Annotated in this window: 16 protein-coding genes; 12 read left to right on the top strand and 4 right to left on the bottom strand. The window is 55.0% G+C overall.

Features of this window, described 5'->3' with window-relative positions; translation table 11 throughout:
• Positions 1 to 42: 42 nt before the first annotated feature.
• From cytR to rraA, 6 genes are all read left to right on the top strand, one after another.
• Positions 43 to 1,077, top strand: a complete 1,035-nt coding sequence (gene cytR / locus HMPREF0201_RS21715; protein ID WP_016538931.1) for a DNA-binding transcriptional regulator CytR — start codon at positions 43 to 45, stop codon at positions 1,075 to 1,077.
• Positions 1,078 to 1,165: 88 nt separating this feature from the next.
• Entirely contained in the window at positions 1,166 to 2,215 is a 1,050-nt protein-coding gene (gene ftsN / locus HMPREF0201_RS21710; protein WP_071704123.1) for a cell division protein FtsN, read from the top strand.
• 89 nt (positions 2,216 to 2,304) lie between these two features.
• The gene (gene hslV / locus HMPREF0201_RS21705) at positions 2,305 to 2,835 is read left to right on the top strand and encodes an ATP-dependent protease subunit HslV (RefSeq protein ID WP_039899013.1); all 531 of its coding nucleotides are present in this window, start codon (positions 2,305 to 2,307) and stop codon (positions 2,833 to 2,835) included.
• Between the two features lie 9 nt (positions 2,836 to 2,844).
• The gene (hslU, locus tag HMPREF0201_RS21700) at positions 2,845 to 4,179 is read left to right on the top strand and encodes an ATP-dependent protease ATPase subunit HslU (RefSeq protein ID WP_016538928.1); all 1,335 of its coding nucleotides are present in this window, start codon (positions 2,845 to 2,847) and stop codon (positions 4,177 to 4,179) included.
• Positions 4,180 to 4,257: 78 nt separating this feature from the next.
• On the top strand, positions 4,258 to 5,184 hold the full coding sequence (gene menA / locus HMPREF0201_RS21695) for a 1,4-dihydroxy-2-naphthoate polyprenyltransferase (protein WP_039899481.1): 927 nt from the start codon (positions 4,258 to 4,260) through the stop codon (positions 5,182 to 5,184).
• A gap of 95 nt (positions 5,185 to 5,279) precedes the next feature.
• Positions 5,280 to 5,765: a ribonuclease E activity regulator RraA gene (rraA, locus tag HMPREF0201_RS21690; RefSeq protein WP_008457535.1), complete on the top strand. Its 486-nt coding sequence runs from the start codon at positions 5,280 to 5,282 to the stop codon at positions 5,763 to 5,765.
• Positions 5,766 to 5,829: 64 nt separating this feature from the next.
• On the opposite strand, the gene zapB is transcribed toward rraA, so the two are convergent.
• Positions 5,830 to 6,069, bottom strand: coding sequence for a septal ring assembly protein ZapB (gene zapB / locus HMPREF0201_RS21685; protein ID WP_016538926.1), 240 nt, complete (start codon positions 6,067 to 6,069; stop codon positions 5,830 to 5,832).
• Between the two features lie 436 nt (positions 6,070 to 6,505).
• Between zapB and HMPREF0201_RS21680 the strand changes: the two genes are divergently transcribed.
• The 4 genes from HMPREF0201_RS21680 to fpr all read left to right on the top strand — a co-directional run bounded on the left by HMPREF0201_RS21680 (position 6,506) and on the right by fpr (position 10,872).
• Entirely contained in the window at positions 6,506 to 7,360 is an 855-nt protein-coding gene (locus HMPREF0201_RS21680) for an MIP/aquaporin family protein (protein ID WP_016538925.1), read from the top strand.
• 21 nt (positions 7,361 to 7,381) lie between these two features.
• Positions 7,382 to 8,896, top strand: a complete 1,515-nt coding sequence (gene glpK / locus HMPREF0201_RS21675) for a glycerol kinase GlpK (RefSeq protein ID WP_039899011.1) — start codon at positions 7,382 to 7,384, stop codon at positions 8,894 to 8,896.
• 119 nt (positions 8,897 to 9,015) lie between these two features.
• The gene (gene glpX / locus HMPREF0201_RS21670; protein WP_016538923.1) at positions 9,016 to 10,026 is read left to right on the top strand and encodes a class II fructose-bisphosphatase; all 1,011 of its coding nucleotides are present in this window, start codon (positions 9,016 to 9,018) and stop codon (positions 10,024 to 10,026) included.
• A 99-nt stretch (positions 10,027 to 10,125) separates the two neighbouring features.
• Positions 10,126 to 10,872, top strand: coding sequence for a ferredoxin--NADP(+) reductase (gene fpr, locus HMPREF0201_RS21665; protein WP_039899009.1), 747 nt, complete (start codon positions 10,126 to 10,128; stop codon positions 10,870 to 10,872).
• 1 nt (position 10,873) lies between these two features.
• On the opposite strand, the gene HMPREF0201_RS21660 is transcribed toward fpr, so the two are convergent.
• Positions 10,874 to 11,293, bottom strand: a complete 420-nt coding sequence (locus HMPREF0201_RS21660; RefSeq protein ID WP_016538921.1) for a DUF805 domain-containing protein — start codon at positions 11,291 to 11,293, stop codon at positions 10,874 to 10,876.
• Positions 11,294 to 11,408: 115 nt separating this feature from the next.
• Here HMPREF0201_RS21660 and HMPREF0201_RS21655 point away from each other — a divergent pair, with 115 nt between their 5' ends.
• Together HMPREF0201_RS21655 and tpiA are read left to right on the top strand one after the other, a co-directional pair.
• Positions 11,409 to 12,008, top strand: coding sequence for a YiiQ family protein (locus HMPREF0201_RS21655; RefSeq protein ID WP_039899007.1), 600 nt, complete (start codon positions 11,409 to 11,411; stop codon positions 12,006 to 12,008).
• 108 nt (positions 12,009 to 12,116) lie between these two features.
• Positions 12,117 to 12,884 (top strand): triose-phosphate isomerase, encoded by a 768-nt coding sequence (gene tpiA, locus HMPREF0201_RS21650; protein ID WP_039899006.1) that lies wholly within the window; start codon positions 12,117 to 12,119, stop codon positions 12,882 to 12,884.
• A gap of 47 nt (positions 12,885 to 12,931) precedes the next feature.
• Here the strand turns inward: tpiA and HMPREF0201_RS21645 are convergent, their stop codons facing one another.
• Both HMPREF0201_RS21645 and HMPREF0201_RS21640 read right to left on the bottom strand, forming a co-directional pair.
• Positions 12,932 to 14,236 (bottom strand): SLC13 family permease, encoded by a 1,305-nt coding sequence (locus tag HMPREF0201_RS21645; protein WP_016538918.1) that lies wholly within the window; start codon positions 14,234 to 14,236, stop codon positions 12,932 to 12,934.
• Positions 14,237 to 14,335: 99 nt separating this feature from the next.
• The gene (locus HMPREF0201_RS21640; protein ID WP_016538916.1) at positions 14,336 to 15,325 is read right to left on the bottom strand and encodes a sulfate ABC transporter substrate-binding protein; all 990 of its coding nucleotides are present in this window, start codon (positions 15,323 to 15,325) and stop codon (positions 14,336 to 14,338) included.
• Positions 15,326 to 15,405 lie beyond the last annotated feature (80 nt).

The raw sequence follows: 15,405 nt of genomic DNA, 5'->3' as shown, positions 1-15,405 counted from the left end.
CAGGATGCGTTGACGACGGCGGTGTGCATGTGAGGAGAAGAAGTGAAGCCGAAGAAACAGGTGGCCAATGCCACCATGAAAGATGTGGCCGTGCAGGCGAAAGTGTCTACTGCGACGGTGTCCCGCGCCTTAATGAACCCTGATAAAGTCTCTCAAAGCACCCGTAACCGCGTGGAGCAGGCGGCGATTGAAGTGGGCTATTTACCCAGCTCTTTAGGCCGCAGTATCAAACGCAGTGAGTCGCGCACTATCCTCGTCATCGTGCCTGATATCTGCGATCCGTTTTTTAGCGAAATCATTCGCGGCATTGAAGTGACCGCCGCTTCGCAGGGTTATCTGGTGCTGATTGGCGACTGCGCCCACCAGAATCAGCAAGAAAAAACCTTTATCGACCTGATTATCACCAAACAGATTGATGGCATGCTGCTGCTCGGATCCCGCCTGCCGTTTGATGCCAGCAAGGAAGAGCAGCGCAACCTGCCGCCGATGGTAATGGCGAACGAATTTGCCCCGGAGCTGGAATTACCGACGGTGCATATCGACAACCTCACCGCAGCCTTCAACGCCGTTTATTACCTCCAGGAGCTGGGCCACAAACGCATCGCCTGCATTGCCGGTCCGGAAGAGATGCCGCTGTGCCACTATCGCCTACAGGGCTATGTCCAGGCGCTGCGCCGCAACGGGCTTGTGGTCGATCCTCACTATATTGCGCGCGGCGACTTCACCTTTGAAGCGGGCGCCGCGGCTCTGGCGCAGCTAATTGAACTCCCGGAACCGCCGACCGCCATTTTCTGCCACAGCGACGTCATGGCGCTGGGCGCGCTTTCTCAGGCTAAGCGTAGCGGCCTGAAAGTACCGGAAGATTTATCGATCATGGGCTTCGACGATATCGCTCTATCGCAGTTTTGTGACCCGCCCCTCACCACAGTGGCACAACCCCGCTTCGATATAGGCAGGGAAGCTATGCTGCTACTGCTGGACAACATGAACGGCGAAGATGTTAACAGCGGATCCCGGCTGCTGGACTGTGACCTTATTGAGCGCGGCAGCACCGCTGCTCCCGGCAGCAGAAAATGAGCCGTTTTAGGACTCCATAAACTGGTCAAAGCCCCGCCCCTTAAGTAACATGGCGGACTGATAAACGAATAAAGACAGCGAAACGATAGTGGCACAACGAGATTATGTAAGCCGCGGGCAGTCGGCAGGGACGCGGCGCAAGAAAAGTACATCCCGCAAAAAGCAACGTAGTCTGCCATCCGTCTCTCCGACAATGGTAGCCATTGCGGCGGCTGTCGTGGTGGCCTTCGTCGGCGCCCTTTACTTTATTACTCACCATAAAAAAGAAGAGAGCGACACGCTTCCCGGCCATAAAGTGACCGGAAACGGCCTGCCGCCAAAACCGGAAGAACGCTGGCGTTATATTAAAGAGCTGGAGAACCGCCAACCGGGCGTGCGCACGCCTACGGAACCGACCGCCGGTGGCGAAGTACAAAACCAGAGCCAGTTAACCAACGAACAACGTCAGTTGCTTGAGCAGATGCAGGCGGATATGCGCCAGCAGCCAACGCAGCTGAATGAAGTGCCGTGGAACGAGCAGACGCCTGCCCAGCGCCAGCAAACGCTGCAGCGCCAAAAGCAGCAGATACAGCAAACTCAGCCGGTACAGCAGCAGTGGAATACGCAAACGCAGCAGCAACCGCGCGTTCAGCAACGCGTAGCCGAGCAGCCTTACCAGCAGCCACGCAGCGCACAGCAAACTACCCAGCCTTACCAACAGCCGCGTACCGTGCAGCAGCAACAGCCGAAGGCCGCCGCCAGCAGCAATCAGCAGCCTTATCAGGATCTGTTGCAAACGCCGCCGCACAGCCAGCAAAAGGCGCCTCAGCAGCCAAAACCGGCCCAGCGTGAGACGCAGCAGGCCGCACCAATAACGCGCGAGCCGGAAGTGGCGAAGCAGGCCGCTCCTGCGACCCAGGAGAAGAAGGATGAGAAGCGCTGGATGGTTCAGTGCGGCTCATTCAAAGGCAGCGAGCAGGCGGAAACCGTTCGTGCGCAGCTGGCGTTTGAAGGCTTTGACTCCCGCATTACCACCAATAACGGCTGGAACCGCGTAGTGATTGGCCCAATCAAAGGTAAAGATAATGCCGATATCACTATCAACCGCCTGAAGATGGCCGGCCACACCAGCTGCATTCGTCTTGCTTCCGGGGGTTGAAACCCCAAAATTGCCCCCCATTTATATTGGCATTAGGCCCTGCGTAACGTGCAGGGCTCGTGTTTAGCTGATGCAAAAGGGGTCTACCCGTGACAACAATAGTAAGCGTACGCCGTAACGGCCAGGTGGTGATTGCCGGTGATGGCCAGGCCACACTGGGTAACACCGTAATGAAGGGCAACGTCAAAAAAGTCCGCCGCCTGTACAACGACAAAGTGATCGCCGGTTTTGCCGGTGGTACGGCGGATGCCTTCACGCTGTTCGAGCTGTTTGAACGTAAGCTTGAGATGCACCAGGGCCATCTGGTGAAAGCGGCCGTTGAGCTGGCGAAAGACTGGCGTACCGACCGAATGTTGCGCAAGCTCGAAGCGCTGCTGGCGGTGGCCGACGAAAACGCCTCTCTGATTATCACCGGCAACGGCGATGTCGTTCAGCCGGAAAACGACCTGATTGCTATCGGCTCCGGCGGCCCGTACGCCCAGGCCGCAGCCCGCGCCATGCTGGAAAACACCGACATGAACGCGCGCGATATCGCTGTCAAGGCGTTGGATATTGCAGGCGATATCTGCATTTATACCAACCACTTCCATACCATCGAAGAATTACCGTCTAAAGCGTAAGGATCTCCCATGTCTGAAATGACCCCACGCGAAATTGTCAGCGAACTGAACAAACACATTATCGGCCAGGATAACGCCAAACGTTCCGTTGCAATCGCCCTGCGTAACCGCTGGCGCCGCATGCAGCTTGATGAAGAGCTGCGTCACGAAGTGACTCCAAAAAATATTCTGATGATTGGCCCAACCGGCGTAGGTAAAACCGAAATCGCCCGTCGCCTGGCAAAACTGGCTAATGCGCCATTCATCAAAGTTGAAGCGACTAAGTTCACCGAAGTTGGCTATGTTGGTAAAGAAGTGGATTCTATCATCCGCGATTTGACCGATTCGGCCATAAAAATGGTGCGCATGCAGTCCATCGAGAAAAACCGTTATCGCGCCGAAGAAATGGCCGAGGAACGCATTCTCGACGTGCTGATCCCGCCGGCGAAGAATAACTGGGGCCAATCCGAAACCCAGCCAGAGCCGTCTGCGGCACGCCAGTCGTTCCGTAAAAAGCTGCGCGAAGGCCAGCTGGATGACAAAGAGATTGAAATCGATCTCGCCGCTGCGCCAATGGGCGTAGAGATTATGGCTCCTCCTGGCATGGAAGAGATGACCAGCCAGTTGCAGTCCATGTTCCAGAACCTCGGCGGCCAGAAGCAGAAGCCGCGTAAGCTGAAAATCAAAGATGCACTGAAGCTGCTGGTGGAAGAAGAAGCCGCGAAGCTGGTGAATCCGGAAGAGCTGAAGCAGGACGCTATCGATGCGGTTGAGCAGCACGGTATCGTGTTCATCGACGAAATTGACAAAATCTGTAAGCGCGGCGGCAACAGCTCCGGCCCGGACGTGTCCCGCGAGGGCGTACAGCGTGACCTGCTGCCGCTGGTGGAAGGCTGCACCGTTTCGACCAAGCACGGGATGGTGAAAACCGACCACATTCTGTTTATCGCTTCCGGCGCATTCCAGGTCGCCAGCCCGTCAGACTTGATCCCCGAGCTGCAGGGTCGCCTGCCGATCCGCGTAGAGCTGCAGGCGCTGACGGTTGACGATTTTGAGCGCATCCTGACCGAGCCAAATGCCTCCGTGACCGTTCAGTACAAAGCGCTGATGGCGACCGAAGGCGTGAATATCGACTTCACCGAAGACGGTATTCGCCGTATTGCCCAGGCCGCATGGCAGGTGAACGAGTCTACCGAAAATATCGGTGCACGCCGTCTGCACACCGTACTTGAGCGCCTGATGGAAGATATCTCCTATGACGCCAGCGATTTGAACGGCCAGTCTATCGTGATTGATGCGGAATATGTTGGTAAGCATCTGGATGAGTTGGTTGCAGATGAAGACCTGAGCCGTTTTATCCTATAATCCGGCTAACGCATTTTCTTCATTTGAAATGGAGGGCTTATGCCCTCCATTTTTTTATCTAAACTGGCAACCAAAACTATGAGCAATTCGCAACCTATTAGTGTCACCCAGGCCTGGCTGGAAAGCCTGCGCCCACGCACGCTGCCTCTGGCATTTGCTTCAATAGTCTGTGGCTCTGCGCTGACCTGGTGGCAGAGCGTATTCGATCCCGCCGTTGCGCTGCTGGCATTGTTAACCGCCGGGCTGCTGCAAATTCTGTCAAACCTCGCCAACGACTATGGCGATGCCGTTAAGGGTAGCGACACCGAAGACCGCATCGGGCCTCTGCGCGGCATGCAGAAAGGAGTGATTACCCAGGCCCAGATGAAACGCGCGCTGGTGATAACGGTGGTGCTTATTTGCCTCTCCGGTCTGTCTCTGGTGGCGCTTGCCTGCAACACCTTTGCTGATTTTATGGGCTTCTTGCTGCTCGGCGTGCTGTCTATCGTTGCCGCCATCAGCTATACCGTTGGCACCCGCCCTTATGGCTATATGGGCCTGGGGGATATTTCAGTGCTGGTATTCTTCGGCTGGATTAGCGTGGCCGGGACCTGGTATTTGCAGGCTCATTCGCTGGCACCTTTAGTTATTCTGCCCGCAACCGCGTGCGGCCTGCTGGCAACGGCGGTGCTGAATATTAATAACCTGCGCGATATCGACAGCGACCGTGAGAACGGTAAAAACACGCTGGCGGTTCGCCTTGGTCCGGTTATCGCCCGCCGCTACCATGCCTGCCTGCTGGTTGGCGCGCTGGTCTGCCTCGCATTGTTTAACCTCATCTGGCTCAAAAGCCTGTGGGGCTGGCTGTTTGTGCTGGCGGCACCGCTGCTGATAAAACAAGTCGCCTACGTGCTGCGCGAGCGGGAACCCGTTGCAATGCGCCCGATGCTGGAACGTACCGTCAAAGCGGCGCTGCTGACTAACCTGCTGTTCGCGCTTGGCGTGGTGCTCAGCACCTTTGGCTGATGACTGACAAATATCAATTAACAATTGATGATTTTGCCAACAGTTAACAGAACGCGATATACTGACAGCTCCTGCAGCAAAAGAACCTTAATCCTATGAAATACGATACTTCTGAGCTTTGTGACATCTACCAGGAAGAGGTCAACGTCGTTGAGCCGTTGTTCTCCAATTTTGGTGGCCGCTCGTCATTCGGTGGGCAAATCATCACGGTGAAATGTTTCGAGGACAACGGGTTGCTGTACGATCTGCTCGAAGAGAATGGCCGTGGACGCGTATTGCTGGTAGACGGCGGCGGTTCAGTACGTCGCGCGCTGATCGATGCTGAACTGGCTCGCCTTGCCCTGCAAAACGAGTGGGAAGGCATTGTGGTTTACGGCGCGGTACGCCAGGTGGACGACCTTGAAGAGCTGGATATTGGCATTCAGGCCATTGCGGCTATTCCGGCGGGTTCCGCTGGCGAAGGCATCGGCGAGAGTGACGTACGCGTTAATTTCGGCGGCGTAACCTTCTTCTCCGGCGACCATCTGTATGCCGACAACACCGGAATTATTCTCTCCGAAGATCCGCTGGATATCGAATAGTCCAGCTGATGCATAGCAAAACGGGCGCCTGAGGCGCCCGTTCTTTTTTACCCGCAGGGAGTAATTACACTTCTTCCATTTTGCCCAGCAGCGCATGCAAACGCTCCTGCCAGACGTGCTGTTGTTCTTTCAGGCTGCCGTTTTCACGCACCAGCTCTTCCTGATTGCTCTGCGCCTGCTGTACTTCCTGAGCCAGGCTGTTATTTTTCTCTTTCAGCTCTTCGATTTCCATCTGTAACAGCGTAATCGTGTCAACCGCCTGCTGAACTTTTGCTTCCAGTTTCTCAAACACTTCAAATGACATTTCGAACTCTCCTGAATTGCAAGGCGTAGATGGATGGCTATCCTCGTCCCGATTCTTCGGCGACGCCTTTATGAACGTATGCGCACACGTAGCGTAACTCGATTGTAAGTAGCGCGGATGCCCGTGTCCAGCGGCTTACGGCGCTCTTTGCGTAACATGACGTTTTTCAGTCTATGCCGAAAGCATGGCCGGGTTGCTAGCCTGAATTGTTAAAAAAATCGTTGTGCTCACGGGGAATTTCGGCCCGTCACACGTGAGGATGTGCTCACTTTTTAGCGCGAAAACGCTCATTTTCTTGACGCACCACGCACATTTTAAGTTCGATATTTCTCGTTTGTGTTCGTTAACGATAAATTAACACCGTGCCTACATGGCATAAAGGGTGGCAAGGACGCTCGACTAACAATAATCATCAATTTGCCTTCAGGACCCGACTATGAGTCAGACAGCTACAACAACCTTAAAAGGCCAGTGCATCGCCGAATTCATGGGTACCGCGTTGTTGATTTTCTTCGGTGTGGGATGTGTTGCTGCATTGAAAGTGGCAGGAGCCACCTTCGGGCAGTGGGAAATCAGTATCATCTGGGGCTTAGGGGTAGCGATGGCTATCTATATGACCGCAGGGGTATCTGGCGCACATCTTAACCCGGCGGTGACGATTGCACTATGGCTGTTCGCCTGTTTTGACGGACGCAAAGTCGTGCCGTTTATTATTTCACAATTCCTTGGCGCGTTTTGCGCCGCAGCGTTGGTTTATGGCTTGTATTACAATCTGTTCTTCGATTATGAGCAGACGCATCATATGGTTCGCGGCAGCGTAGAAAGCCTGGATTTAGCCGGTATCTTCTCCACCTATCCAAACCCGCACATTAACTTTGTGCAGGCGTTTGCCGTAGAGATGGTGATTACCGCTATTCTGATGGGCGTGATCCTCGCCCTGACCGATGACGGCAACGGCGTGCCGCGTGGCCCGCTGGCTCCGCTACTGATTGGCCTGCTGATTGCGGTTATCGGCGCCTCTATGGGGCCACTGACGGGGTTTGCGATGAACCCGGCTCGTGACCTTGGGCCGAAAACCTTCGCATGGCTGGCAGGCTGGGGCGACGTAGCCTTCACCGGCGGGAAAGATATTCCTTACTTCCTGGTGCCGCTGTTTGCTCCAATCGTCGGCGCGTCGCTTGGCGCATTCGGTTACCGTAAATTGATTGGCCGCCACCTTCCTTGCGATGTCTGCGTTGTCGAAGAAGATAAACCGGACAGCAAGGCGACCACTCAGCAAAAAGCACTGTAATACTGACTTCAGGACATGATTATGACTACAGAGAAAAAATACATCGTCGCTCTCGACCAGGGAACCACCAGCTCGCGTGCCGTTGTCCTGGATCATGACGCCAACATCATCAGCGTTGCGCAGCGTGAATTTGAGCAAATCTATCCTAAGCCAGGCTGGGTAGAGCATGACCCGATGGAAATCTGGGCCACCCAAAGCTCCACGCTGGTAGAAGTGTTGGCCAAAGCCGATATTAACTCTGACGAAATTGCCGCTATCGGTATCACTAACCAGCGCGAAACGACCGTGGTCTGGGAGCGTGAAACAGGTAAGCCGATTTACAATGCGATTGTCTGGCAGTGCCGCCGTACCGCAGATATCTGTGAAGAGCTGAAGCGCAACGGCATGGAAGAGTATGTTCGCCACAATACCGGCCTGGTCGTTGACCCGTATTTCTCCGGCACCAAGGTGAAGTGGATCCTCGACCACGTAGAAGGTTCACGCGAGCGCGCTCGCCGCGGCGAACTGCTGTTCGGTACCGTGGATACCTGGCTTATCTGGAAAATGACCCAGGGACGCGTTCACGTTACCGACTACACGAATGCCTCTCGTACTATGCTGTTCAACATTCACGAGCTGGACTGGGACGACCGTATGCTGGAAGCGCTGGATATCCCGCGCGAAATGCTGCCTGAAGTCCGTAAGTCGTCAGAAGTTTATGGCCAGACCAACATCGGCGGTAAAGGCGGCACGCGTATTCCTATCGCCGGTATCGCCGGTGACCAACAGGCGGCCCTGTTTGGCCAGCTGTGTGTCAAAGAAGGTATGGCGAAGAACACCTACGGCACCGGCTGCTTCATGCTGATGAACACCGGTGAAAAAGCGGTAGCCTCCACCAACGGCCTGCTGACTACCATCGCCTGCGGCCCTAAAGGCGAAGTGAACTATGCGCTGGAAGGCGCGGTGTTTATGGCCGGGGCGTCAATTCAGTGGCTGCGTGATGAGATGAAACTGATTGGCGATGCATTTGACTCCGAATATTTCGCTAACAAGGTGAAAGATACTAACGGCGTGTACGTGGTTCCCGCGTTTACCGGCCTCGGCGCACCTTACTGGGACCCGTATGCCCGCGGCGCGATTTTCGGCCTGACCCGTGGCGTGAACTCCAACCACATCATTCGCGCAACGCTTGAGTCTATCGCTTACCAAACCCGCGATGTGCTGGAAGCCATGCAGGCTGACTCCGGTATTCGTCTGCACGCCCTGCGCGTGGACGGCGGTGCGGTAGCAAACAACTTCCTGATGCAGTTCCAGTCCGATATTCTCGGCACGCGTGTTGAGCGCCCTGAAGTACGCGAAGTTACCGCCCTGGGTGCGGCCTACCTCGCCGGTCTGGCAGTCGGTTTCTGGCAGAATCTCGACGAACTGCAGGAAAAATCGGTCATCGAGAAAGAGTTCCGTCCGGGGATTGAAACTACCGAGCGTAACTATCGCTATGCAGGCTGGAAAAAAGCGGTTAAACGCGCCCTTGCCTGGGAAGATCACGAAGAACAGTAATCTCTCAAAAGGCCCCTCTCAGGGGCCTTTTTCATTAGCTGCCCTGCCCGGCGGTTTCCCGCCCCCTTCCCCGCCTGTGCTAAACTCCCCGGCAATTCTGTTTGCTAAATGAGTCTGCTATGAAACGAGAACTTGCCATCGAATTTTCCCGCGTGACCGAAGCCGCAGCGCTTGCTGGCTACAAATGGCTTGGCCGGGGCGATAAAAACGTCGCCGACGGCGCGGCCGTAAAAGCAATGCGTATCGTGTTAAACCAAATCAATATCGACGGTGAGATTGTCATCGGCGAAGGGGAAATCGACGAAGCGCCAATGCTCTACATCGGCGAGAAAGTCGGCACCGGAAAAGGCGACGCGGTAGATATTGCCGTAGACCCAATTGAAGGCACACGCATGACGGCAATGGGCCAGGCCAACGCTCTGGCCGTACTAGCCGTCGGCGATAAGGGCACCTTCCTCAACGCGCCCGATATGTATATGGAGAAGCTGATTGTCGGCCCGGGAGCCAAAGGCGCTATCGACCTTAATCTCAGCCTTAGCGACAACCTGCGCAATATTGCCGCCGCGCTGAACAAGCCGCTTAGCGAACTGACGGTCACCATTCTGGCTAAACCTCGCCACGATGCGACGATTAAAGAAATGCAGCAACTGGGCGTGCGCGTATTTGCCATTCCCGACGGCGACGTAGCCGCATCCATTTTGACCTGCATGCCGGATAGCGAAGTGGACGTGCTGTATGGCGTCGGCGGCGCACCGGAAGGTGTTGTTTCCGCGGCGGTGATCCGCGCGCTGGACGGCGACATGCAGGGCCGCCTGCTGGCTCGCCATCACGTAAAAGGCGACAGCGAAGAGAATCGCCGCATCGGCGAAAAGGAGCTGGCGCGCTGCAAAGCAATGGGCATTGAGGCCGGACGGGTATTAGCGCTCGACGAAATGGCTCGCAATGACAACGTTATCTTCTCCGCCACCGGTATCACCAAAGGCGACCTGCTGGACGGGATCACCCGCAAAGGCAACATGGCAACCACCGAAACCCTGCTGATCCGCGGCAAATCCCGTACCATCCGCCGCATTCAGTCGATTCATTATCTCGATCGTAAAGATACCGAAGTACAGAAGCATATTCTGTAACGCTTCTCATTTGTTGGTTCGAGCTTTCCGGCTCGTTTGGGCTGGAAATGTCTCTGCAACCTGGTGAAGATAGGCAAAAAGCAACGACTGGAGAGCAACATGGCGGATTGGGTTACAGGTAAAGTCACCCGGGTTCAAAACTGGACAGATTCTCTCTTTAGCCTGACGGTTCACGCCCCGGTCCCCCCGTTTACGGCCGGGCAGTTTACCAAGCTTGGGTTAGAGATAGACGGCGAGCGCGTGCAGCGTGCCTACTCCTACGTCAACGCCCCGAGTAATCCCGACCTCGAATTCTATCTGGTCACCGTGCCGGAGGGTAAACTCAGCCCACGCCTGCACGCCCTGCGGCCCGGCGATGAAGTTCAGCTGGTAAGCGAGGCCGCCGGGTTCTTCGTCCTCGAAGAAATTCCCGACTGCAAAACGCTGTGGATGCTGGCGACCGGCACCGCGCTCGGCCCCTATCTGTCTATTCTCCAGGAAGGCAAAGACCTTGAGCGCTTTGAAAATATCGTGCTGCTTCACGCCGTGCGCTACGCCAGCGATTTAAGCTATCTGCCGCTAATGCTGGAGCTACAGGAACGTTATCAGGGCAAAGTACGTGTTCAGACCGTGGTTAGCCGCGAAACGGTATCCGGCTCTCTCACCGGACGCGTACCGGCGCTGATTGAAAGCGGGGAGCTTGAAAAGGCTGTCGGCCTGCCGATGGATACCGAAACCAGCCATGTGATGCTGTGCGGTAACCCGCAGATGGTGCGTGATACCCAGCAACTACTGAAAGATACCCGGCAGATGAGCAAACATCTGCGTCGCCGACCGGGCCATATGACTGCGGAGCATTACTGGTAATTCAGCGGAATTTAACTTCGCTGGTCTCTTTACCAAAGCGATTCTCGCCCTGGGTGCCAATAAACGCGCCCAGGTCCATGATGACCATCACCAGAATCAACGTCGGGATGAAGCGCCCAAGCCCCCACTGCCACAAAGTACCAAAGGTCTCCCAGTTCCCTGCCAGCAGAAGCCACGCAGGAATGAACAGCAGCGCCCACCAGCCTTTTTTATCCCTGTCGTGCAGCCGCTTGACGATAACCGCGGCAGTCGGAATAAGCGAACCGGTGAGGAAGAAGCCCGCCGTGGAGTAAGGCATGATTTCCGCCCCTGCCAGGGTAAACAGAATAATCAGGCCGATAATCCAGGCCCCAATCCAGATCCAAAAATCGCGGCGCCCAATGCGCCCTTTAAAAGAGAACAACCATTGCTGTATGGTCATGGGTAAGGTCCTTATTATTTTATCGCGGCGTAGTGTACCCTGGTCGCGACCCGTTTTGACAAGCCAACGGATTGCCGATTTAATCGGGAAGACAAATTACAGGAGAAGTGTGTCGATGAAATATCTGCTACCTGCCCTCGTGCTGCTGGCGCTGCCTCTGGCGGTGAGCCGGGCGGATCCTCCGTCAGATACGGCTTCTCAGCTCCCGGCCGCGCCTTACCTGCTGCCGGGCGCCCCAACGTTCGATCTGACCATTACCCAGTTTCGCGGCAAATTCAATATCGATAATCCTTCGTTGCCGTTAAACGAGTTTCGCGCCGTTGAAAACAGCCGCGATAAAGCTAACCTGACGCGAGCCGCGACCAAGATCAACGAAAACCTCTACGCCTCGGCGGCGCTGGAGCGCGGAACGCTTAAGGTTAAATCGATACAGATAACCTGGCTGCCGATTCAGGGCCCGGAACAAAAGGCCGCTCGCGGCAAAGCGCTGGAGTATATGGCCGCGATTATTCGTAGCTTCACGCCTTCGCTTTCAAAAGCACAGAGCCAGCAAAAACTGACCAAATTACTGAGCGACGGCAAGAATAAACGCTATTTTTCGCAGAACGACGGCGCCATTCGCTATGTTGTAGCGGATAACGGCGAAAAGGGGCTTACCTTCGCGGTTGAACCGATTAAGCTGGCGCTATCTGAGGCGCTAAACAACGGCGAATAAATGACAAAAAGCAAAGCCTTTCGCCCGTTGGATCTCTATACTGTTTCACAGACCAAGCTGCCCATAGGGCAGTGATTCTTTTTATTGCTTACCGCGTGGAGAATTAAAATGCGACATCCTTTAGTGATGGGTAACTGGAAACTGAACGGCAGCAAACACATGGTTCACGAGCTTATCGCCAACCTGCGTAAAGAGCTGTCCGGCGTTGACGGCTGTGGCGTAGCTATTGCCCCACCAACTATGTATCTGGACCTGGCAAAACACGCTGCTTCCGGTAGCCACATCATTCTTGGCGCGCAGAACGTTGACGTGAACCTGTCCGGCGCGTTCACCGGTGAAGTTTCCGCAGAAATGCTGAAAGATATCGGCGCTAAATACATCATCATCGGCCACTCCGAGCGTCGTACTTACCACGCAGAGTCTGATGAGTTCATCGCGAAGAAATTCGCCGTGCTGAAAGAAGCTGGCCTGACTCCGGTTCTGTGCATCGGTGAAACCGAAGCAGAAAACGAAGCCGGCAAAACTGAAGAAGTTTGTGCTCGCCAGATTGACGCCGTTCTGAAGACTCAGGGCGCGGCTGCTTTCGAAGGCGCGGTTATCGCTTACGAACCAATTTGGGCAATCGGTACCGGCAAATCTGCTACCCCAGCTCAGGCTCAGGCGGTACACAAATTCATTCGTGACCACATTGCTAAAGCTGACGCTAAAGTGGCTGAGCAAGTGATCATCCAGTACGGCGGTTCCGTTAACGATAAAAACGCAGCCGAGCTGTTCGCTCAGCCGGATATCGACGGCGCGCTGGTTGGCGGTGCTTCTCTGAAAGCCGACGCCTTCGCCGTTATCGTTAAAGCTGCGGCTGAAGCGAAAAAAGCGTAATCCCGCACTCGATTAAACGAAACGGCTCCGCTTGCGGAGCCGTTTTTTTATAGCTTATGCAACAGCCGGAACCAACCGTAGTCCAGCGGCAAAAGCAGCAGAAATGTCACGACGGCCAGCGCCAGGCACAGCTTCATTCCCTCTTTCGCAGGAACCTTCCCCAGCCCCATCGCCACCACAATCGGCGAGGCCATATACGGCAGCAGCGGCGTGGAATATCCCAGAACCTGAATCATAATGACCGACAGCAGCGGGAACCCGGTTGCCTGAGAGAAACTTTCGGCAAAAGTGGTGTACAGCGCAGGCACCCCGTTGGCGGTAACGATAAAGTTGAGCAGGCTGGTAATGCCGGTCAGCGCGGCAAAACTGGTAAAAGGTTTATCCGCATCCAGCGGCATTATCGCCATCAGTTTTTCACCCACGATAGCGCCAAGCCCGATATGCGTAACCGTAGTTGCCAGAGCCAGAATGCCCGCCACATAGAAACAGGTCCGCACATTTACCCCGCTGGCAAACTCCTCACTTGTAATAAACCCGATACGCGGCAGCAGGGTAATACAGGCGGCCACCAGCCCTATCCATGCCGGACCAATGCCGTGCCAGCTTTCCGTTACCCACAGACCAAGAACTATGGCGAGCAGCCACGCCAGACGCTTCTCATCAAAGCTCATCGGCTCCGGATGCTCAATATGCTGCGGCGGCTGAGGCCTGCCGGGAAATAGCCAGCAGATAAGGCCAATCAGTATTAGTCCTTTAATAATGCCCAGCACCGGCGTATGCAGCAGCAGGTAAGGCAGATAATTGAGATGCAGACCGTAAGAGCCCTCTGCGGCGCCGCTCATTACCAGATTAGGGACGTTAGCGGGCAAAATCGTTGCTGAAAGCTGGAATGTCCCAAACCCCACGGCCAGCGCCAGACCGTACCAGGCTCGGGTCCCCTCACCAATAGCGGCTCGCCTGGCCATGGCGGCAACAATCGGCATCAGCAGGGCAATTCGCCCCATATTAGAAGGCATGACAAAAGCCAGCGCGTAGCTAAGCAGTACCACGCTGCCAACCATATGGAGCCAGGAGTCGGTAAGCCGGGCGGAAAGCGCACGGGCGACCCTGTCGGCAAGGCCGGTTTTACGAATCGCAATTCCCAACACAAAACCGCTGAATACCAGCCAGAAAGCGGAAGAGGCAAAGCCGCTAAAGATAACCCCGGCAGGAGCAATCTTTGCCACCATCGCGGCGGCAAAAAACAGCAGAGCAGTGAGGTATTCAGGCAGGGCCGATGTCGCCCAAAGGATGATAGTCACCAGCACAATCATTCCGGGCAGGAAAAGTGGGTCTGAAAACCAGAGTGACATACCTGTCTCCTGTAGAGTTTTTCAGCACTCTACGGGAAGATATTCAGCGAGTAAATGTAAGGCGATGGAAACAAAAATGGCCCCGCAGGGCCATTCTGATTAACGTTTACTGATTTGGTCGAAGCTGCCGCCGTTGGAGAAGTGTTCCTGCTGGGCCTTAGTCCAGCCGCCGAACTCTTCGTCGATGGTATACAGCTTGAGTTTAGGGAACGCTTTTTCGTATTTCTTCGCTACATCAGGATCGCGCGGGCGATAGTAGTTTTTCGCGGCAATTTCCTGCCCTTCCGGAGAGTAGAGATACTTCAGGTAGGCTTCCGCCACCGCCTGAGTGCCTTTCTTCTCAACCACTTTATCAACTACCGAGACGGTCGGCTCCGCCAGAATCGATTCACTTGGCGTCACGATTTCGAATTTATCTTTGCCCAGTTCATTGGTTGCCAACAGCGCTTCGTTTTCCCACGCAATCAGCACGTCGCCAATCCCGCGTTCTACAAAGGTATTGGTCGAGCCACGGGCGCCGGAGTCCAGCACCTCAACGTTCTTAAACAGCGCTTTTACGAAGTCCTGAGCCTTTGCCTGATCGTTATTGTTGTGATGCAAGGCGTAACCCCATGCGGCTAAATAGTTCCAGCGTGCGCCACCGGAGCTTTTCGGGTTAGGCGTAATAACCGAGACGCCCGGTTTTATCAGGTCGTTCCAGTCATGGATTTGTTTCGGGTTGCCTTTACGCACCAGGAAAACGATGGTGGAAGTGTACGGCGCGGAGTTGTCCGGCAGCCGCTTGATCCAATTTTTGTCGATACGGCCACGCTCGGCAATCGCATCAACATCATAGGCCAGCGCGAGGGTGACAACGTCCGCCTCAATGCCGTTGATAACCGAAGTCGCCTGCTTGCCGGAGCCGCCGTGAGACTGGCGCACGGTCACGGTATCGCCGGTCTGCTGCTTCCAGTGAGCGCTAAACGCTTTGTTATATTCTTCATACAGTTCACGAGTCGGATCGTAAGACACGTTAAGTAGCTGAATATCCTTTGCCAGCACGCCGCCAGAAGCCAAAAGTAATGTTAAACCCACGCCCCACTTATTCATCGCTCGTTCTCTTTATGAAGTTTGATGAACCCAGCGTGCCAGAAACTATTTCTGACATTAAAGAATAAAAAAAGATTGGC

The sequence above is a fragment of the Cedecea davisae DSM 4568 genome, from assembly GCF_000412335.2.
Taxonomy (GTDB): Bacteria; Pseudomonadota; Gammaproteobacteria; order Enterobacterales; family Enterobacteriaceae; genus Cedecea; species Cedecea davisae.
The sequence above is the reverse complement of the archived record's forward strand: the minus strand, read 5'-3'. Positions and strand labels throughout refer to the sequence as shown.